The 18,929-nt window shown below is 70.0% G+C and carries 18 protein-coding genes and 1 riboswitch; of the genes, 11 read left to right on the top strand and 7 right to left on the bottom strand.

What is annotated here, in order from left to right:
* Position 1 precedes the first annotated feature (1 nt).
* Positions 2–640 carry a GNAT family N-acetyltransferase gene (locus ABZ079_RS30550; RefSeq protein ID WP_356942672.1) on the bottom strand — a complete coding sequence of 213 codons (639 nt, stop codon included), beginning with the start codon at positions 638–640 and terminating at the stop codon, positions 2–4.
* A gap of 47 nt (positions 641–687) precedes the next feature.
* Here ABZ079_RS30550 and ABZ079_RS30555 point away from each other — a divergent pair, with 47 nt between their 5' ends.
* The 3 genes from ABZ079_RS30555 to ABZ079_RS30565 all read left to right on the top strand — a co-directional run bounded on the left by ABZ079_RS30555 (position 688) and on the right by ABZ079_RS30565 (position 2,247).
* Positions 688–915: a hypothetical protein gene (locus ABZ079_RS30555; RefSeq protein WP_356942673.1), complete on the top strand. Its 228-nt coding sequence runs from the start codon at positions 688–690 to the stop codon at positions 913–915.
* 161 nt (positions 916–1,076) lie between these two features.
* Positions 1,077–1,289 carry an EF-hand domain-containing protein gene (locus tag ABZ079_RS30560; RefSeq protein ID WP_356942752.1) on the top strand — a complete coding sequence of 71 codons (213 nt, stop codon included), beginning with the start codon at positions 1,077–1,079 and terminating at the stop codon, positions 1,287–1,289.
* A 295-nt stretch (positions 1,290–1,584) separates the two neighbouring features.
* Positions 1,585–2,247 (top strand): NAD(P)-binding domain-containing protein, encoded by a 663-nt coding sequence (locus tag ABZ079_RS30565; protein WP_356942674.1) that lies wholly within the window; start codon positions 1,585–1,587, stop codon positions 2,245–2,247.
* 61 nt (positions 2,248–2,308) lie between these two features.
* On the opposite strand, the gene ABZ079_RS30570 is transcribed toward ABZ079_RS30565, so the two are convergent.
* The 6 genes from ABZ079_RS30570 to gcvT all read right to left on the bottom strand — a co-directional run bounded on the left by ABZ079_RS30570 (position 2,309) and on the right by gcvT (position 8,812).
* On the bottom strand, positions 2,309–2,866 hold the full coding sequence (locus ABZ079_RS30570) for a glycoside hydrolase family 25 protein (RefSeq protein WP_356942675.1): 558 nt from the start codon (positions 2,864–2,866) through the stop codon (positions 2,309–2,311).
* Between the two features lie 36 nt (positions 2,867–2,902).
* Complete coding sequence (locus tag ABZ079_RS30575) at positions 2,903–3,934, bottom strand: phosphatidylinositol-specific phospholipase C domain-containing protein (RefSeq protein WP_356942676.1); 1,032 nt, start codon at positions 3,932–3,934, stop codon at positions 2,903–2,905.
* Positions 3,935–4,453: 519 nt separating this feature from the next.
* Positions 4,454–5,821: an L-serine ammonia-lyase gene (locus ABZ079_RS30580; protein WP_356942677.1), complete on the bottom strand. Its 1,368-nt coding sequence runs from the start codon at positions 5,819–5,821 to the stop codon at positions 4,454–4,456.
* A 97-nt stretch (positions 5,822–5,918) separates the two neighbouring features.
* On the bottom strand, positions 5,919–7,184 hold the full coding sequence (gene glyA, locus ABZ079_RS30585) for a serine hydroxymethyltransferase (protein ID WP_356942678.1): 1,266 nt from the start codon (positions 7,182–7,184) through the stop codon (positions 5,919–5,921).
* Between the two features lie 14 nt (positions 7,185–7,198).
* On the bottom strand, positions 7,199–7,576 hold the full coding sequence (gcvH, locus tag ABZ079_RS30590; RefSeq protein WP_356942679.1) for a glycine cleavage system protein GcvH: 378 nt from the start codon (positions 7,574–7,576) through the stop codon (positions 7,199–7,201).
* 117 nt (positions 7,577–7,693) lie between these two features.
* Positions 7,694–8,812, bottom strand: coding sequence for a glycine cleavage system aminomethyltransferase GcvT (gcvT, locus tag ABZ079_RS30595; protein ID WP_356942680.1), 1,119 nt, complete (start codon positions 8,810–8,812; stop codon positions 7,694–7,696).
* Positions 8,813–8,997: 185 nt separating this feature from the next.
* Positions 8,998–9,089: riboswitch (glycine riboswitch) on the bottom strand.
* Positions 9,090–9,268: 179 nt separating this feature from the next.
* Between gcvT and ABZ079_RS30600 the strand changes: the two genes are divergently transcribed.
* From ABZ079_RS30600 to ABZ079_RS30635, 8 genes are all read left to right on the top strand, one after another.
* Positions 9,269–9,949, top strand: a complete 681-nt coding sequence (locus tag ABZ079_RS30600; protein ID WP_356942681.1) for an AAA family ATPase — start codon at positions 9,269–9,271, stop codon at positions 9,947–9,949.
* 90 nt (positions 9,950–10,039) lie between these two features.
* Positions 10,040–10,831, top strand: a complete 792-nt coding sequence (locus ABZ079_RS30605; protein WP_356942682.1) for an enhanced serine sensitivity protein SseB — start codon at positions 10,040–10,042, stop codon at positions 10,829–10,831.
* A 164-nt stretch (positions 10,832–10,995) separates the two neighbouring features.
* Positions 10,996–11,814: an enhanced serine sensitivity protein SseB C-terminal domain-containing protein gene (locus tag ABZ079_RS30610; RefSeq protein WP_356942683.1), complete on the top strand. Its 819-nt coding sequence runs from the start codon at positions 10,996–10,998 to the stop codon at positions 11,812–11,814.
* 440 nt (positions 11,815–12,254) lie between these two features.
* On the top strand, positions 12,255–13,250 hold the full coding sequence (locus ABZ079_RS30615) for an ABC transporter permease (RefSeq protein WP_356942684.1): 996 nt from the start codon (positions 12,255–12,257) through the stop codon (positions 13,248–13,250).
* A gap of 92 nt (positions 13,251–13,342) precedes the next feature.
* Complete coding sequence (locus ABZ079_RS30620; protein ID WP_356942685.1) at positions 13,343–15,112, top strand: ABC transporter substrate-binding protein; 1,770 nt, start codon at positions 13,343–13,345, stop codon at positions 15,110–15,112.
* A 126-nt stretch (positions 15,113–15,238) separates the two neighbouring features.
* A complete protein-coding gene (locus ABZ079_RS30625) occupies positions 15,239–16,240 on the top strand; it encodes an ABC transporter permease (protein ID WP_356942753.1) in 1,002 nt (333 codons plus the stop codon).
* Positions 16,237–17,334, top strand: coding sequence for an ABC transporter ATP-binding protein (locus ABZ079_RS30630; protein ID WP_356942686.1), 1,098 nt, complete (start codon positions 16,237–16,239; stop codon positions 17,332–17,334). The genes ABZ079_RS30625 and ABZ079_RS30630 overlap by 4 nt, the downstream gene beginning before the upstream one ends.
* Positions 17,335–17,357: 23 nt before the next feature.
* Positions 17,358–18,884 carry a dipeptide ABC transporter ATP-binding protein gene (locus tag ABZ079_RS30635; protein WP_356942687.1) on the top strand — a complete coding sequence of 509 codons (1,527 nt, stop codon included), beginning with the start codon at positions 17,358–17,360 and terminating at the stop codon, positions 18,882–18,884.
* Positions 18,885–18,929: the final 45 nt, after the last annotated feature.

Raw genomic sequence — 18,929 nt, forward strand, 5'->3', positions numbered from 1 at the left:
GTCAGCCGGCCGGGCCGAGCAGCAGCGCCTCCGCGCCCACCGGACGGTAACCCGCGGCCTGGAACGCCCGCAGACTGCGGGCGTTCCCCGGCGCGACCTGCGCCCACAGCGGCTCTGCGGCCAGACACCGGGCGGCGGTCACCAGCTGCCGCCCGAGGCCCCGGTGCCGTCCGTCCTCGTCCACCTCGACCGACACCTCCAGCCGCCCGGCGACCCCACGCCCCAGCACCAGCACCCCGCCGTCGGCCACCCAGGCGCGCACCTCGTCCCGGCGCCGCCGGGCGTAACGGATCCGGGAATGACCGGCGTCCTCGATCTCCCGCAGCGCGAGCGGCGGCTCACCCGGCAGCGGGGGACCCACGAGCACCGCGTCGATGGTCTCCGTCCGGTGTCCCGTCCGGTCCATGAGCGCGGTCAGAAAGCGCGGGTTCATCGTCGCCGCCAGCGGGTCGCAGTCCATACCGCGCAGTGCCTCCCGCACCCACTCCGGGTCCTCGTCGGTGAAGACCACCGAGTGCCCGGTGAAGGACAACACCCCAGCGTCCCGCGGCGACGGCTGCGGCACGACCGTCGTGCGGCCGTCCGCCGGCGGGAAGACACCCTGTGCCGCCGCGTCCAGAATGTCCCGCAAGGTCTCCAAGGCCGCCCCTTGAGTCTCCACCCACTGGAAGACCCAGACTCGCAGACATGATCGAGGACGGCACCGGACTCATCGCCACCGGCGGGCCGGCCCGTGCCACCGGACTGTCCGTGCGCACCATCCGCTACCGGTCCGACGAGGGCGTACGACCTCGGCCACGGTCCGCTCGCCGCCCGCCCGAGGCGGACGCCTTCCTGGCCGACCTGCTCGGGACCGGCGCCGACCGGGCCACCGTGCCGCGCCGCATCGACCTCGGCCAAGAGGTGGCCCGCTGACGGGAGTTGGCGGCGGTGATCAAGGTCGAGCAGGAGCCCTCGGGGTACCGGGAGGAGTTCGGCTGGGTGGCCGTGGCGCTGCGCGCCTGGCCGGGCCGTTAACCTGACCAGCGTCAGTACGCCAGCACGGCATGAGAAACACGAACAAAAGGGGCGGATCGGTGGCGGACATCGAGGAAGCACGTAAGCAGTTCCAGCGGATCGACGCGAACGGTGACGGATTCATCACTGCCGCGGAGTTCAAGTCCGCCCTGGCTCAGGCGGGTGACTGGAACGTCACCGAGACGGTGGCGGAGGCCATCATCAAGTCCCGCGACCTCGACGGCGACAAGGTCCTGTCGTTCGACGAGTTCTGGGCCTACCTGAGCAAGTGACGTGCTCGTAAGGGGGTGCCCGTCCCGTGCGGGGATGCCGCGGGGAGGGGCACCCCCTTCGGCATGCCCCCACGCCGCCCCGTCGGATCCGCACGCGCCGGCGGGCCTTGTCTCACCGGCGGCGCCCTGCCCGTCACCTGATGGAGCCGAACCGCGGTACCAGCGAGGATCGCCGTACGGCGCTGCCCCCGCCCACGCGATTGCCGCAGGGTCGGAATACACCCCCGCCCCGCCGGGTTGACGCCCACGTACAGACGCATGCACGTGCATGCATCAATGTCTCGGAGGGTGTGTCATGAAGATCGGCATCATCGGCGCGGGCAACATCGGCGGCAACCTCACCCGGCGGCTCACCGCCCTCGGCCACGACGTCTCCGTGGCCAACTCGCGCGGCCCCGAAACCCTCAGGGAACTGGCCGAGGAGACCGGCGCGACCCCGGTCCGCGTCGAGGACGCGGCCAAGGGCGCCCAGGTCGTGGTCGTCACCGTCCCCCTGAAAGCGGTACCGGACCTCCCCTCCGGCCTGCTGGACGGCGCGGCCGAGGGCGTCGCGGTGATCGACACCGGCAACTACTACCCGCAGCAGCGGGACGGCCGGATCGCGGCCATCGAGGACGAGGGCCTCACCGAGAGCCGCTGGACCGAACAGCATCTCGGTCACCCGGTGATCAAGGCCTTCAACGGCACCTACGCCCAGGACATCCTGGAGCGCCCCCGCCCCGCGGGCGACCCCGAGCGCATCGCCCTCCCCGTCGCCGGCGACGACGAGGCGGCCAAGCGGGTCGTGCGCGACCTGATCGACGAGCTGGGCTTCGACACCGTCGACGCCGGCGGCATCGACGACTCCTGGCACCAGCAGCCCGGCACCCCGGTCTACGGCCTCCGGGCAGGCACGGAGGCCGTCGAGAAGGCCCTCACGGAAGCCTCCCCCGAACGCCCGGCGGACTTCCGGGGATGACCTGGGCGACCTGACGGAACGACCGGGGCGGATGCGGCGGTCCGTCGGACGAACGAGCGTGTCAGGCGGCGCGGGCCCACTCCTTGAGTGCGGCCTTGCTCGCGAAGTTCGCCACGTCCTTGTCATGGGGCTCGGACGTGTACTGGTGGAACCGCCACTTCGCCTTGATGCGGGGCTTGCCCGCGGTGACGTAGTCGGCGATCCACAGGCCGTCGCCGGCGTAGGAGGTCGTGTCCACGGTCAGCCAGAAGTTCCGGTTCGCATACAGAAGGACCCGGTTGTCCGGTCGCAGCTGCTTCAGTTTGCGGATGAAGCGGTCCTTCTCCGCGTTGCTCGCGTGGGTGCCGTCACCGGTCGTCTCCCAGTCGACGGCGAGGAGGTCGCCCGGGTGGTCCGGAGCGTGACGGACGAAGTACTCGGCCTGGGCGGTGAGATCGCCCGGCCACAGGAAGTGGTAGAAGCCGACGACCAGTCCGGCATCGCGGGCGGTCTTCGTCTGGGCGGTGAGTCGGGGGTTGACGTACGAACGGCCCTCCGTCGCCTTGATGAAGACGAAGGAGAGGCCGTCCGTGTCGTACGCGGAGGACTGGAAGGCGCTTACGTCGATGCCGTGCAGCATGCTGGAGTTGTGCCCCCTCCGGCCGCATCCGGAACCTCAGCTCCGGGTGGTCACCGAACTCAGAACGGACGCCGGCTTCGCGGCCCAGTCCGAAGTGATGAGACTCGCGTGGTCCTTGGCCAGCAGGGCCGTTCGAGAGGCGATCTCGGCGTCCGTCGGGTCGGTGGAGGAGATGGCGGGGGACACGTTGTGTGCGCCCGTCGCGATCAGGATGTAGTGGTTCGTGGAGTACCACGAGGTGTCGTAGCCGTTGCCGACGTAGGTGGCCGCGTCACCGTCGAAGAACACGAACCAGGGCCGGATGGAGGCGTCGTAGCGACGGGTGCGCGGATCGCCGTTCTCGGCGCCGAGCACGGCGGGGAAGGCCTGGGCGGCCGAGATGTTCCCGGCCGCGTGCTGGTCGCGCAGATGGTCCCCGTACTCCTCGTCCGTCCAGTAGTGGTCGAACGGGTTGGACTGCTCCACCGTGCCGGGGATCAGCTCGAAGAGGAACTTGCCCTTCAGGGAGTCGCGGGCGGGCCAGGCGTTCGCCCTGGCGGCGGCGTCGAGGGAGGGATGAGTCCCGCCCAGCAGGTCGGCCGGCTTGTACACGCTGCTGCCCAGCCTCCGCGAGACGAGCGTGTCGAACTCGTCCGGTCCGAGGCCGGCGCGGTCGTTGAAGCCCAGCTTCATCTCGACCTTGATGACGATCGGCGCGTGGTCGGGGTGGAGCTGGTTCCAGGCGGCGATGTTGTCCAGGCAGCTGCCGAGATCCTGGTTGCGTCTGCTGCCGTACAGCTCGCCCGGGGTCCTGGCGGCTTCGCAGTTGTTGTCGTTGCCCAGCGGGTTGCCGTGGCTGACCCGCCAGCGGTGGCTGAGGGCGTCGGCGTACACGTCCAGCTCCAGCAGCGAGGCGCCGGAGTCCAACGCCTGCGCGAAGTAGGGGTACTTGGCCTTCTCGTACGCGTTGTGCGTGCCGATCGCCGTCGTCTCGGAGAACTTCGCCGGCGTCGCGTGGGCGTTGCCCGGCACCACCGTAAGCAGAGTGGCGGCGCCCACGAGCGCCGCCAGCCGTCTGATCACCCGCATGCTCGAACTCCCTTTCGTTGCCGCTGGGTTGGCGGCAGCGTAGGGGTGAGCGGTTACTGTGCGGTAGCCCCTGGGGGAACATCGGCCTCAGCGCGGGGCGCACGCCGGTACAGGCGCGCCGTCTCAGGGTCGAGGGCGAGCGCGGTGACCTGCTGGGTGCCGGCGTCGAACGGGCGTCCCGGGGACCGCGGGCGGGCGGGTGCCGTAACATCCCGCAGCAGCTCGCCGGCGCTGCCGGCGAGCTGCTGCGTGTGCGGTACTGGGGAGCACGGGGCGGACCGGGCGGCCAGGCCGAATCCGCTCAGGCCCCCGCGCTTTGGACGTGCCGGGACCAGCGCGGGCGTCTTCCGTCCCTTGTCCGGGCCGGAGTCCGGCGGCGGCACCTCGTGCCCGGTGACCACCAGGGCCTCACCGGCTCGACGGCGGGGCGGTGAGGGGGCCACGGCAACAGCCCCCGCGGGTGGCCGCCGCGCTCGGGGCGCTGCGGCCTTCTGCAGTGGAACCGGTGCCGGCCGCCGGTCAGCACTCGATGATGTTCACCGCAAGGCCGCCCCGCGCCGTCTCCTTGTACTTCACCGACATGTCCGCGCCTGTGTCCTTCATGGTCTTGATGACCTTGTCCAGGGACACCTTGTGGGAGCCGTCGCCGCGCATCGCCATCTTCGCGGCCGTGACCGCCTTCACCGCGGCCATGCCGTTGCGCTCGATGCAGGGGATCTGGACGAGGCCGCCGACCGGGTCGCAGGTCAGTCCCAGGTTGTGCTCCATGCCGATCTCGGCCGCGTTCTCGACCTGCTCCGGGGAGCCGCCCAGGACCTCCGCCAGCGCGCCGGCCGCCATGGAGCAGGCGGAGCCGACCTCGCCCTGGCAGCCGACCTCGGCACCGGAGATGGAGGCGTTCTCCTTGAAGAGCATGCCGATGGCGCCCGCGGCGAGCAGGAAGCGGACGACACCGTCCTCGTCGGCGCCGGGCACGAAGTTGATGTAGTAGTGCAGGACCGCCGGGATGATGCCCGCCGCGCCGTTCGTGGGTGCGGTGACGACTCGGCCGCCGGCCGCGTTCTCCTCGTTCACCGCCATCGCGTAGAGCGTGATCCACTCCATCGCATGCGCCAGCGGATCACCTTCGGCGCGCAGCTGGCGGGCCGAGACGGCCGCGCGGCGGCGGACCTTCAGGCCGCCGGGCAGGATGCCCTCGCGGGACATGCCGCGCCGCACGCACTCGCGCATCACGCGCCAGATCTCCAGCAGGCCCGCCCGGATCTCCTCCTCCGTGCGCCAGGCCCGCTCGTTCTCCAGCATGAGGGAGGAGATCGACAGGCCCGTCTCCTTCGTGAGACGCAGCAGCTCGTCGCCCGTGCGGAACGGGTACTTCAGGACCGTGTCGTCCAGCTTGATGCGGTCCGCGCCCACCGCGTCCTCGTCGACGACGAAGCCGCCGCCGACCGAGTAGTAGGTCTTCGAAAGAAGCTCGGCGCCCTGAGCGTCGTACGCCCAGATCGTCATGCCGTTGGCGTGGTACGGCAAAGCCTTGCGACGGTGCAGGATCAGGTCGTCGTCGAAGGAGAAGGGGATCTCGTGCTCGCCGAGGACCTTCAGACGCCCCGCCTGCTTGATCGTCTCCACCCGCTCGTCGGCCGTCTCCACGTCCACCGTGCGCGGGGAAGTGCCCTCCAGGCCGAGGAGGACCGCCTTCGGGGTGCCGTGGCCGTGGCCGGTCGCGCCGAGCGAGCCGTACAGCTCGCAGCGCAGGGACGCGACGGAACCGAGCAGGTCCTCGTTGCGCAGCCGGCGGGCGAACATGCGCGCCGCGCGCATCGGGCCGACCGTGTGGGAGCTGGACGGGCCGATGCCGATCGAGAACAGGTCGAAGACCGAGATGGCCACGGGTGACTCCTCAATACGGGGTGGTGCAGGGCGGTGCAGGGGTGGGGCACCGCGCGCACTGTTCTTCCAGTGTGCGCGGTGCCCCGCAAAAGGTGACTTACTTGTTCAGACCCGGGTACAGCGGGTGCTTGTCGGCCAGGGCCTTCACCCGGGCCTTCAGGGCATCCGCGTCGTAGGACGGCTTCAGCGCCTCCGCGATCACGTCCGCGACCTCGGCGAAGTCGTCGGCCGTGAAGCCGCGGGTCGCCAGGGCGGGCGTGCCGATGCGCAGGCCCGAGGTGACCATCGGCGGGCGCGGGTCGTTCGGGACGGCGTTGCGGTTGACCGTGATGCCCACCTCGTGGAGGCGGTCCTCGGCCTGCTGCCCGTCCAGCTCGGACTCACGCAGGTCGACCAGGATCAGGTGTACGTCGGTGCCGCCGGAGAGCACGTTCACGCCGGCCTCGCGGGCGTCGGCCGCCGTGAGCCGCTCGGCGAGGATGCGCGCACCCTCCACCGTACGGCGCTGACGCTCCCGGAACTCCTCCGAGGCGGCGACCTTGAAGGAGACCGCCTTGGCCGCGATCACGTGCTCCAGGGGACCGCCCTGGAAGCCCGGGAAGACGGACGAGTTCAGTTTCTTCGCGAAGTCCTTCTTCGCGAGGATGATGCCGCCGCGCGGGCCGCCGAGGGTCTTGTGGGTCGTGGAGGTGACCACGTCCGCGTACTCGACCGGGTTCGGGTGCAGACCGGCGGCGACCAGGCCCGCGAAGTGCGCCATGTCGACCCACAGGTACGCGTCGACCTCGTCGGCGATCCGGCGGAACTCGGCGAAGTCCAGCTGGCGCGGGTACGCCGACCAGCCCGCGATGATCACCTTGGGGCGGTGCTCCTTGGCGAGCTTCTCGACCTCGGCCATGTCGACCAGGCCGGTCGCGGCGTCCACGTGGTAGGCGACCACGTCGAACTGCTTGCCGGAGAAGTTCAGCCGCATCCCGTGGGTCAGGTGGCCGCCGTGCGCGAGGTCCAGGCCGAGGATGGTGTCCCCGGGCTGGGCCAGCGCGAACAGCGCGGCCTGGTTCGCGGAGGCACCGGAGTGGGGCTGCACGTTGGCGTACTCGGCGCCGAACAGCTCCTTGAGCCGGTCGATGGCGATCTGCTCGGCGACGTCGACGTGCTCACAGCCGCCGTAGTAGCGGCGGCCCGGGTAGCCCTCGGCGTACTTGTTGGTGAGGACCGAGCCCTGCGCCTCCATCACCGCGAGCGGCGCGAAGTTCTCGGAGGCGATCATCTCCAGGGTCGACTGCTGGCGGTCCAGCTCGGCGTCGACCGCGGCGGCGATCTCCGGGTCCAGCTCGTGCAGGGACGTGTTCAGGACGGTCATGGGACTACGACTCCTCAGCCGGCGGTGTGGGCGGCGTACTCGTCGGCGGAGAGCAGGTCGGCCGGCTCCTCCGTGACGCGTACCTTGAACAGCCAGCCACCCTCGAGGGGGGCGGAGTTGACCAGCGACGGGTCGTTGACGACGTCCTCGTTGATCTCGGTGACCTCACCGCTGACCGGCGAGTAGAGGTCGGACACCGACTTGGTCGACTCCAGCTCACCGCAGGTCTCGCCCGCCTCCACGGTGGAACCGACCTCGGGGAGCTGGGCGTAGACCACATCGCCGAGCGCGTTGGCCGCGAACTCGGTGATGCCGACCGTCGCGACGCCGTCCTCGGCGGCCGACAGCCACTCGTGCTCCTTGCTGTAGCGCAGCTGCTGGGGGTTGCTCATGGCCTGAATTCTCCTGTACGCGCGGGAGTGCTGGTGAAGGGGGGACTGCTGGAGCTGCTCGTGAGCAGGGGGGGATGTGCGCAGGGTCACGTCATCTGGACGCTCCGCGCCCAGTGTCTACTTCTGGCGCTTGTAGAACGGCAGCGCCACGACCTCGTACGGCTCGTGGCTGCCCCGGATGTCCACGCCGACGCCCTCGCTGCCCGGCGCCGCGTGCGCCGCGTCGACGTACGCCATGGCGATCGGCTTGCCCAGGGTGGGGGAGGGGGCGCCGGAGGTGACCTCGCCGATCACCCGGCCGCCCGCGACGACGGCGTACCCGGCGCGCGGCACCCGGCGGCCCTCGGCGACCAGGCCGACCAGGACCCGGGGAGGCTCGGAAGCGGCGCGCTCAGCGGCCTCCGCGAGCGCCTCGCGTCCCACGAAGTCGCCCTCCTTCTCGAACTTGACCACCCGGCCGAGCCCGGCGTCGAAGGGGGTCAGCTCCGTGGTCAGCTCGTGCCCGTACAGCGGCATGCCCGCCTCCAGGCGCAGCGTGTCCCGGCAGGACAGACCGCACGGGACCAGGCCGACGCCCTCGCCCGCCTTGGTCAGCGCCTGCCACAGCTCCACCGCGTGCTCCGGCTTCACGAACAGCTCGAAGCCGTCCTCGCCGGTGTAGCCGGTGCGGGCGATCAGCGCCGGGACACCGGCGACCGTGCCGGGCAGGCCGGCGTAGTACTTCAGGCCGTCCAGGTCGGCGTCGGTGAGGGACTTCAGGATGCCGGGGGACTCCGGGCCCTGGACGGCGATCAGCGCGTAGGCGTCCCGGTCGTCGCGTACCTCGGCGTCGAAGCCGGCGGCGCGCTCGGTCAGCGCCTCCAGCACCACCTGGGCGTTGGAGGCGTTGGCCACGACCATGTACTCGGTCTCGGCCAGCCGGTAGACGATCAGGTCGTCCAGGATGCCGCCGCCGGCCTGGCAGATCATGGTGTAGCGGGCGCGGCCGACGCCGACGGAGGCGATGTTGCCGACCAGGGCGAAGTTCAGGAAGGCGGCCGCCTCGGCGCCGGTGACGGTGATCTCGCCCATGTGGGAGAGGTCGAACAGGCCGGCCCTGGTCCGCACCGCGAGGTGCTCGTCGCGCTCGGAGCCGTAGCGCAGGGGCATGTCCCAGCCGGCGAAGTCGGTCATCGTCGCACCGAGCGAGCGATGCAGCGCATCCAGCGCGGTGTGGCGGAGTTCGGTACTGCTCATCGGTCGGTCGTCTCCCAAGGCGATGGGGTCCCCCGCGCGAGCGCAGCCGAGCGCGGGGAAGGCGAGGAACGTTCCTCCCCATCTGTCATCGGAACCTGAGAGGTTCGCCACGACCGCCACAGGGACGATCACGGCTTGCACCTTGGGTGGAGCCACTGTCACAGCGACCCGCTTTTCAGATGTGCCTCGCCCGCGCGGTAACGGTGCCTGAGAGATTCAAGGGAGGGACTTGCTCCTTCGGCGCCCCAGTGACTGGGGACTCTCCCGCGCGGATTCAAACGGCCGGTATGCAGTTGGCGGGCACATCATTGCACGCCGCGCCCCCGCCCGTCAGGGCCCGCATCTGTAACCGACCTGTGGCACTACGCGCACCGAACCACCGACCGTCCCCCATTACCTTCTCTTTACATACAGCGGGCATGGGTATGACCGAGCCCACAGGGGAGGACGTTCACGGTGAACAGGACCACGGCGTACGCCGCCGCCACCGCCGCCACGACCGGCGTCGCGATGCCGAAGCAGCCCTCCGCCCCCGCTCGCGAGCGCTGCGCGGAGCGCCCCGTCCCGGTCGTCCGCGATCTGCGCGACCGCGACGGCCGCAGCCCCCACGCCCTGGTCTTCGACCCCCATGACGTCGTCGTGATCACCGGCCTGCCCGGCAGCGGCAAGTCCACGCTGATGCGCCGCGCGGTCTCCGGCCGCCGCATCGACTCCCAGGACACCCGCGACCACTTCGCGGCCCGCGTCCCCCGGGGCCTGCCGTACGCGCTCTACCGCCCCCTGGTCCGCCTCGCCCACTACGCCGGACTGCGGCGCGCGCTGCGCACCGGGGAGGGCGTCGTCGTGCACGACTGCGGCACCCAGCCCTGGGTGCGCGCGTGGCTCGCCCGCGAGGCCCGCCGCCGCGGCGGCACCCTGCACCTGCTGCTCCTCGACGTCGCACCCGGGACCGCCCGCGAAGGGCAGCGCGAGCGCGGCCGGGGCGTGTCCCGCTACGCCTTCCGCCGTCACCGCCGTGCGACCGCCCGGCTGCTCGGCGCGGTCGAGCGCGGCGAACTGCCGGTGGGCTGCGGCTCGGCGGTGCTGCTGGACCGGGCCGCGGCGGACACCCTGCGCCGCGTGGGTTTCACCGGCTGAGCACGTCACCGCGCACGGGCACCGGCCGCTGTCCCCGCCACCCGCTAGCCTTCTTGCTCACAGCAGTGGTTCCCGGCAGACGGTAGGCAGATGGACTTCCCGGCGGACATTCCCGCGGACTTCCCGGCACAGGCGCACCCCCACCCGCACGGCGGTTGGCCCGGCAACGAACTGGAGGAGGTGCTCTCGGCCTCCCTCGGCATCCCCTCCGCGGGCGGCCGGATCATCGAGGTCCTCGGCCGGAGCTTCCTGTGGATCCCCCTGCCCAACGGCGGGGGCCCGCACAGCGGCCCGCTGGACCTGCCCACGATGGACATCGACGGCCAGGCGTACGTCCCGGTGTTCAGCTCCGAGGAACAGCTCCGCCAGGTGACCGGCCCCCATATGTCGTACACCATCGCCCCCGCCGTGGAGTTCGCGCAGGGCCTGCCCCCGCAGGCGGGCATAGCCGTGAACCCCGGAGGAGTGGTCGGCATGCCGCTGCCGCCCGAGGCGGTCGCCGAACTGTGCCGCGCGGGCCGCACCCCGCTCGACGGCCCCGGCACCGGCGGCCGGGTCCGCCTCTTCGAGCCCGACTGGCAGGACGACCCGGTCGACTTCCTCGCCGCCGCGTCCGCCGAGTTCGCCGGGACCGGAGTGGTCCTCGCCGCCCGCCGCTGCCTCGCCGCCGTCGAGACGGCCGACCCGGTGATGTTCGTGGGCGTGGAACTCTCCCAGTGGGAGGGCGACCTGCGGGCACTTCCCCTGGAGGCCCTCGGCCGCGCCCTGGGCAAGGTCCCGGTCCGGTGGCCGGTCAACCTCGTCCTCCTCGACGTGGCCGACGACCCGGTGGCCGACTGGCTGAAGACGAACGTGCGGCCCTTCTACCAATACGGTCACTGACGTAGCTCGAAGGGGCGCGGAGCCGGGTCCGGTACGCGGCTCCGCCGCGGGGCGCGAGCGGCCGCCGACCACCCGCACCCGCGCACGGACCCAGAGCCGCACCCCGGTGGGCGCTTAAGCTGTCTCCACACGCGGGGCACTCCACAGAAGGGCCGGTACGACAGGTGAGCGCGAGCCACAGCGGCAGCGTCGAGCACACGCTGCGCCAGGTCACGCCCGGACGCTACGACGCCTACGAGGCCCTGCTGCGCGCCCTCGCCACCCCGTCCTCCGGCCAGATCTGGATGCTCCTGTGGCACGGCCAGGCCGGCTCCCCGGACGCCCAGTACGGGAACATGGAGGTCGACGGCTTCCACTACGCCCCCTGCGTGACCTCCGCCCAGGAGCTGTCGGCCAGCGGCTGGAACCGTTCCTACGAGGTCGTCGACGGACTGGACGTGGCCCGCACCCTCTACCCGGACCACTACGGTCTCTGGCTCAACCCGCACGCCCCGGGCGGCGGCGTCGGCATTCCCTGGCTGGATCTGCGCCGCATCGCCACCGGCCTGGACCGCCAGCCCGCCGGCCCGCTCCGGCTCGCGGAACCCGGTATCGAGATCCCGCAGTTCTACGCCCTGCTCGCGCAGAACGCCCACCGCACCCCGGCCCTGCGTTCCCTGCGCCGCGCCTGGGTGCAGCCGGCGCTCGGGGCGCCGTATCTCGCCCTCGGCCTGGACGTGTACGACACCTCGCCCGCCGCGGTCGACTCGGTGCGCGCGATGATGCAGCAGTCGGTCGGGGCGGTCCCGGAGGGGCTGCCGGTGTCGACGGTCGCGATGACCGACGACCACGACCCGGTGGTGATGTGGATGCGGGCCCACGCACGCCCGTTCTACGACCGCGAGGCCCACGCGGCCCCGCCCCAGCCCCCGCTTCAGGCACCGTCCCCGCCGCAGGCCCCCGCCGCCGGATACGGCTATCCGCCGGTGCCCGGCGGCTACTGACAGTTCTGTGCCCGCCTCTCGCTCGAGAGGCGGGCACAGTCATGTCGCTCGACACTGACACCCACGGTGGAATCCCGGCGAAACGGCTTGTGCTGCCGCAGAGCGGGACAAGCCGACATGTGGTGTGGTGCTCGTCACACGGGTGGCCGGCCGGCCGCGGGTGAGACTTCACCTGCACGGATAGTACGGAATCTCCACTGATGACCAAGATGCTCGGGTTGTAGGTATCCGGTGTCGCCAACTCGCCGTCCGGATAACGGAATCCCCAGCGCAGCATCACGGTTAGGCATCCATTCACCGCCAAGTCTGGTAAGTGATCGCCGCGCCGTTGAAGACTCCCCGCAACAAGGGGTCGCCACCTCTTGCGTATGACGGATGATCAGGCCGCCACAGCGGCAAGCGCGGGCCGGCCACCGCCGGTCGAGAGGGGTCCCTGCCAGATGACGGCGCCACTGCATGACACGACTGCGGAAGCGACCCCGACCGCACCGCCGGAGACGGAGGGCGGCAGGAAGATCGAGGGCCGGTCTCTCAAGCAGATCGCCTGGCACCGCCTGAAGCAGGACAAACTGGCTCTCGCAGGCGGGTGCACCGTTCTTTTCCTCGTACTGGTCGCGATCTTCGCCCCGCTGATCGTCTCTCTGCTCGGCCACCCGCCGAACGCGTTTCACCAGGAGGAACTGGACGAACTGACCAACCTCCCCAAGGGCACGTGGGGCGGCGTGAGCGGCGACTTCCTCTTCGGTGTCGAACCCAACAAGGGCCGGGATGTCTTCAGCCGGATCGTCTACGGCGCCCGCATCTCCCTGCTCGTGGCGTTCCTGGCCGCTGTGGTGGCGGTGGCCTTCGGCACGTTGTTCGGGATCATGGCCGGATACTTCGGCGGCTGGGTCGACTCGCTGATCAGCCGCACGATGGACGTGCTGCTGTCCTTCCCGCAGCTGCTGTTCATCATCTCCCTCGTCTCGGTCCTGCCCGACGACCTGCTGGGCCTGACCGGCACGGGCGTGCGCATCGCGGTCCTCGTCCTCGTCATCGGATTCTTCGGCTGGCCGTACGTCGGCCGTATCGTCCGTGGGCAGACGCTCAGCCTCAGGGAACGCGAGTACATCGAAGCCGCCCGAAGCCTGGGCGGCGGCAGCCGGCACATCCTGTTCAAGGAGCTGCTGCCCAACCTGGTCGCCCCGATCCTGGTCTACGCGACGCTCATGATCCCGACCAACATCCTCACCGAGGCCGCCCTCAGCTTCCTCGGCGCGGGTGTCCGGCCGCCGACCGCGTCGTGGGGCGGCATGCTGCGCGACGCGCTGCAGACCTATGAGCACGACCCGATGTTCATGGTCTTCCCGGGCGCCACGATCTTCATCACCGTCCTCGCCTTCAACCTCTTCGGGGACGGCCTGCGTGACGCGCTGGACCCCAAGGGGACCCGCTGACCCACGACTTGCCCCTGCCGCACTGTCAGGTGGCTCTCTCCATGGTTCTCCGGCTAAGGCCCGGGACCGCGAATCTCGGAGGTTACGAGAAAATGCCCACAGGTTTCCCGAAGCGGCGGCTCGCTGCTGGCGCGGCCCTCGTTGTCGCGGCGCTGGTGAGCACCACTGCGTGCGGCGGCGGTGACGATGACGGCGACGGCAAGGACAAGGGCGCCGGCTACAACGCCGCGCTGAACAAGGTCGTCAACGCGTCCACCAAGAAGGGCGGGACGCTGAGGTTCGTCGGCAAGCAGGACTTCGACTCCCTCGACCCGCAGCGCACCTACTACGGCATGACCTGGGACTTCATGCGGTTCTTCACCCGCACCCTGGTCACCTACGACACGAAGCCGGGCGCGGCCTCCAACAAGCTGGTCGGCGACCTCGCCACCGGCCCCGCGCAGGTCTCGGCCGACGGCAAGACCTACACCTACAAGCTGCGTGACGGAGTGACCTGGGAGGACGGCTCCAAGCTGACCTCCAAGGACGTCAAGTACGGCATCGAGCGCATCTGGGCGACGGATGTGATCACCGGTGGTCCGGCCTACATCAAGCAGACGCTCGACCCCAAGGGCGAGTACAAGGGTCCCTACAAGGACAAGTCCAAGGACAAGCTGGGCCTGAAGGCGATCGAGACGCCGGACGACCAGACCATCGTCTTCAAGCTGCCCAAGCCCAACGGTGACTTCGAGCAGTTCCTCGCCATGCCCACCGGCGCGCCGGTGAAGGCCGACAAGGACACGGGCGCCAAGTACACCCAGCACCCGCTCTCCTCCGGCCCGTACAAGGTGCAGTCGTACAACGCCGGCAAGAGCCTGGTTCTGGTGCGCAACGCCGCCTGGAAGAAGGCTTCGGACCCGATCCGCCCCGCTCTGCCGAACAAGATCACGGTGACGATCTCCGCCAACCTGGAGGAGAACGACAAGAGGCTGATGGAAGGCGACTACGACGTAGACGTCAACGGCACCGGCATGACCCAGTCGGGCCGCGTCACCGCCGTCCAGGACCACAGGGCGGACATCGACAACATCCAGACGTCCTTCGTCCGTTACGTGGCCCTGGTGCACTCGGCGAAGCCGCTGGACAACGTCCACTGCCGCAAGGCCGTCTTCTACGCCACCGACTTCAAGGGCCTGCAGCAGACCCGCGGTGGTGAGATCGCCGGTGGTGAGATCGCCAACTCGGTCTTCCCGAAGTCCATCCCGGGCTACAACGACTACGACCCGTACGGCGTCCTCGCCCGCAAGGGCAAGCCGGACCTGGCCAAGGCCAGGGACGAGCTGAAGCAGTGCGGCAAGCCCGGCGGCTTCTCCACCAAGATCACCGCTCGTACGAACAACCCCGGTGAGGTGGATGCCGCGGAGGCGCTGCAGGAGCAGCTCGCCAAGGCCGGCATCAAGATCGAGGTGGACTCGATCGACGGTGCCCAGTCCTCCAGCATCAGCGGCTCGCCGAAGGTCGTGAAGGAGCGCCGCTACGGCATGACGATGAGCGGCTGGGGTCCGGACTTCCCGACCGGTCAGGGCTACGCCCAGCCGCTGTTCGACAGCCGGTTCATCTTCGACAACGGCAACTACAACGAGTCGCAGATCAAGGACCCGAAGATCGACAAGATCTTCGACGACGCGATCGCCACGACCGACAAGGCCAAGTCCAAGTCGCTGTACGAGCAGATGAACAAGCAGCTGATCGACAACGCCGACTGGATGCCGTTCATCTACGAGAAGAACATCTCGTGGCGCGGCCCGCGTCTGACGAACGTCTACTCGTCCGCCGCCTACAACGGCCGCTACGACTACGTGTCCCTGGGCGTCGTCAAGTAGTCGCCGCACACCCGAAGTGATCGAACCCTTGCCGCCGAAACCCGCCAGTCCGAAGGGCAGGTGATGGCCCGGGCGGCGGCCGGGACCTCCCACAAGGAGGCCCTGGCCGCCGCCGGGCCGCGCACAGTGCTTGCTTACCTCATCCGGCGCCTGTTCGCCGTACTCATCATGGTGCTGGTCGTCCTGCTCGCGACCTTCACCGTCTTCTACATGCTGCCCAAGTGGGCGGGCCAGGACATCGCCGTCCTCTTCGCCGGCAAGGCCACCGGAGCGGAACAGATCGAGGGCATCCGCACCAAGCTCGGCCTCGACCAGCCGCTGCTCGTGCAGTTCTGGGACTTCGTCAAGGGCATTCCGCTGGGACGTGACTACGCCAACGGCAACGACGTCACACACTGCCCCGCCCCCTGCTTCGGCTACTCCTTCGTCACCGAGAAGCCGGTGTGGGACACCCTCAAGGAGGCCATGCCGGTGACCGGCGCCCTTGCCGCCGGCGCCTGTGTGCTGTGGCTCGCGGCCGGTGTCGCCGCCGGTATCGTCTCCGCTCTCAAGCGGGGCTCGATCTGGGACCGCGCCGCGATGATCGGCGCGCTCGGCGGTGTCTCGCTGCCGGTCTTCTTCACCGGCATGGTGGCGATGGGCCTCTTCGTCCACAACCTCGGCTGGATCCACATCGAGGACGGTCTGAACACGGACGACTCCATCGACGTCTGGTTCGAGACGCTGCTGCTGCCATGGATCGTGCTCGCCCTGCTGAACGCCGCGATGTACGCCCGTCTCACCCGGGCCACCATGCTGGATGTGCTCGGCGAGGACTACATTCGCACCGCCCGCGCCAAGGGCCTCGGGGAACGCGCGGTCATCACCCGGCACGCGCTGCGCTCCGCGATGACCCCGATCCTCACGGTCTTCGGCCTGGACCTGGGCGCGCTGCTCGGCGGCGCCGTGCTGACCGAGTCCACCTTCAACCTCCCCGGCCTCGGCCTCGCCGCGGTGCAGGCGATCAGCAGCCACGACCTGCCTGTCATCCTCGGTGTGACCCTGTTCGCCGCGCTGGCGATCGCCGTCGCCAATCTCGCCGTCGACCTTCTGTACGCCGTCATCGACCCGCGAGTGAGGCTGGGATGACCGACCTGAACAAGACCGGAGCCGCCGTCGGGGAACCCGTCGCCGCATCGGCCGCCCCCACCGCCTTCCTCGAAGTGCGCGACCTGAAGGTCCACTTCCCCACCGACGACGGCCTGGTCAAGTCCGTCGACGGCCTCAGCTTCCAGCTGGAGAAGGGCAAGACCCTCGGCATCGTGGGCGAGTCGGGCTCCGGCAAGTCGGTCACCTCGCTCGGCATCATGGGCCTGCACACCACGGGCCAGTACGGCAAGCGCAAGGCGCAGCTCTCCGGCGAGATCTGGCTGAACGGCACCGAGCTGCTCTCGGCCGACCCCGCCGAGGTGCGCAGGCTGCGCGGCCGCGAGATGGCCATGATCTTCCAGGACCCGCTGTCCGCGCTGCACCCGTACTACACGATCGGCAGCCAGATCGTGGAGGCGTACCGGATCCACCACGACGTCGACAAGAAGACCGCCCGCAGGCGGGCGGTCGAGATGCTCGACCGGGTGGGCATCCCGCAGCCGGACAAGCGGGTGGACAACTACCCGCACGAGTTCTCCGGCGGTATGCGCCAGCGCGCCATGATCGCCATGTCGCTGGTCAACAACCCCGAGCTGCTCATCGCGGACGAGCCGACGACCGCCCTCGACGTGACCGTCCAGGCGCAGATCCTCGACCTGATCCGTGATCTGCAGAAGGAGTTCGGCTCCGCGGTCATCATCATCACCCACGACCTGGGTGTCGTCGCCGAACTCGCCGACGACATCCTGGTGATGTACGGCGGCCGATGCGTGGAACGCGGCCCGACCGAGAAGGTGTTCTATGAGCCCCGCCACCCCTACACGTGGGGCCTCCTCGGTTCGATGCCGCGTCTGGACCGCGAACAGCAGGAGCGCCTGATCCCGGTCAAGGGCTCCCCGCCCTCGCTGATCAACATCCCGTCCGGCTGCGCCTTCAACCCGCGCTGTCCGTACGCCGACGTCCCGAAGGACAACGTCACCCGCACGGTCCGCCCGGAACTGACCGAGGTCGGCAGCCGGCACTGGGCCGCCTGCCACATGTCGCAGGAGCAGCGGGAGCGGATCTGGACCGAAGAGATTGCGCCGAAGCTGTGAGTGAGAACGCCAAGGACAAGGCAGTGAAGATCCCTGCCCAGAGCGACGGCGCGGAGCCCGCGTCCGCGGGTGCGGAGCTGGGAACCTCTGGCGCGGCCACCCTTGACAAGGCCGTCGCCCCCGGCGAGATCCTGCTCAAGGTCACCGGCCTGCAGAAGCACTTCCCCATCCGCAAGGGACTGTTGCAGCGGCAGAGCGGCGCGGTGCGCGCGGTCGACGGCATCGACTTCGAGGTGCGCTCCGGCGAGACGCTCGGCGTCGTGGGTGAGTCCGGCTGCGGCAAGTCGACGATGGGCCGGCTGATCACCCGGCTGCTGGAGCCGACCGCGGGGACGATCGAGTTCGAGGGCAAGAACATCACCCACCTCGGGGTGAGCGGGATGCGCCCGCTGCGCCGTGATGTGCAGATGATCTTCCAGGACCCGTACTCCTCGCTGAACCCGCGCCACACCATCGGCACGATCGTCGGTGCTCCCTTCCGGCTCCAGGGCGTCACGCCCGAGGGCGGCATCAAGAAGGAGGTGCAGCGGCTCCTGTCGGTCGTGGGTCTCAACCCCGAGCACTACAACCGCTACCCGCACGAGTTCTCCGGCGGTCAGCGCCAGCGCATCGGCATCGCCCGCGCGCTCGCCCTGAAGCCGAAGCTCGTGGTGGCCGACGAGCCGGTGTCCGCGCTGGACGTGTCGATCCAGGCGCAGGTGGTCAACCTCATGGACGACCTCCAGGAGGAGCTGGGCCTGACCTACGTGATCATCGCGCACGACCTCTCCGTCGTCCGGCACGTCTCGGACCGGATCGCGGTGATGTACCTCGGCAAGATCGTCGAACTGGCCGACCGCACCTCGCTGTACGAGACGCCGATGCACCCGTACACCAAGGCGCTGATGTCGGCCGTGCCGGTGCCGGACCCGAAGCGCCGGGGTCAGAAGAGCGAGCGCATCCTGCTCCGCGGTGACGTGCCCTCGCCCATCGCCCCGCCCTCCGGCTGCCGCTTCCACACCCGGTGCTGGAAGGCGACGCAGATCTGCAAGACGACCGAGCCGCAGCTCGTGGAGCTGAGGCCGGGGCAGCGGGTCGCCTGTCACCACCCGGAGAACTTCGCCGACCAGGCCCCGCAGGACACGGTCCTGCTGTCGGCGGCGAAGAAGGCGTCGGAACTGGTGCCGGACGCGGTAGCCGCCGGCGGCTCGACGGAGAAGGAGCCCGTTGCCGAGGAGGTGGCGGCTGCTGGGGGTGCTGCGGCTTCCGAAGCGGCGAACGCCTCCGTGGAGACCGAGGCCGCCGCGGCCGAGGAGACCGCCGTCGAGGCGGCGCGTTCCGGCGCGAAGACCGGTCCCGGTGCGAGGGTTTCGACCGAGATGGCCGCGGCCGAGGCCGACGAGCCCGCCACCGCCACCGGTGCCGCCGCCGACGCTCCCGCAGAGGGCTCCGGGGACACCGAGGCCGTCGCCGAGGAGACCGGCCGCGCGGCCGAGGCGGAGCGGGAAGCCGATGCCGGGACCGCCGGCGAGGCGCCCGCAGCCGACTCCCAGGAGTCAACCGACAAGTAGCACATGACAACTGGGCAAAGTCATGTACATGCCTGAACGGGGGAG

The organism is Streptomyces sp. NPDC006314, from assembly GCF_040613075.1.
Taxonomy (GTDB): Bacteria; Actinomycetota; Actinomycetes; order Streptomycetales; family Streptomycetaceae; genus Streptomyces.

Coding starts and splice junctions, on each gene's coding strand:
- ABZ079_RS30555 (WP_356942673.1), top strand. CDS start 688: ATGATCGAGGACGGCACCGGACTCATCGCCACCGGCGGGCCGGCCCGT.
- ABZ079_RS30565 (WP_356942674.1), top strand. CDS start 1,585: ATGAAGATCGGCATCATCGGCGCGGGCAACATCGGCGGCAACCTCACC.
- ABZ079_RS30570 (WP_356942675.1), bottom strand. CDS start 2,866: ATGCTGCACGGCATCGACGTAAGCGCCTTCCAGTCCTCCGCGTACGAC.
- ABZ079_RS30575 (WP_356942676.1), bottom strand. CDS start 3,934: ATGCGGGTGATCAGACGGCTGGCGGCGCTCGTGGGCGCCGCCACTCTG.
- glyA (WP_356942678.1), bottom strand. CDS start 7,184: ATGACCGTCCTGAACACGTCCCTGCACGAGCTGGACCCGGAGATCGCC.
- gcvH (WP_356942679.1), bottom strand. CDS start 7,576: ATGAGCAACCCCCAGCAGCTGCGCTACAGCAAGGAGCACGAGTGGCTG.
- gcvT (WP_356942680.1), bottom strand. CDS start 8,812: ATGAGCAGTACCGAACTCCGCCACACCGCGCTGGATGCGCTGCATCGC.
- ABZ079_RS30605 (WP_356942682.1), top strand. CDS start 10,040: ATGGACTTCCCGGCGGACATTCCCGCGGACTTCCCGGCACAGGCGCAC.
- ABZ079_RS30615 (WP_356942684.1), top strand. CDS start 12,255: ATGACGGCGCCACTGCATGACACGACTGCGGAAGCGACCCCGACCGCA.
- ABZ079_RS30620 (WP_356942685.1), top strand. CDS start 13,343: ATGCCCACAGGTTTCCCGAAGCGGCGGCTCGCTGCTGGCGCGGCCCTC.
- ABZ079_RS30630 (WP_356942686.1), top strand. CDS start 16,237: ATGACCGACCTGAACAAGACCGGAGCCGCCGTCGGGGAACCCGTCGCC.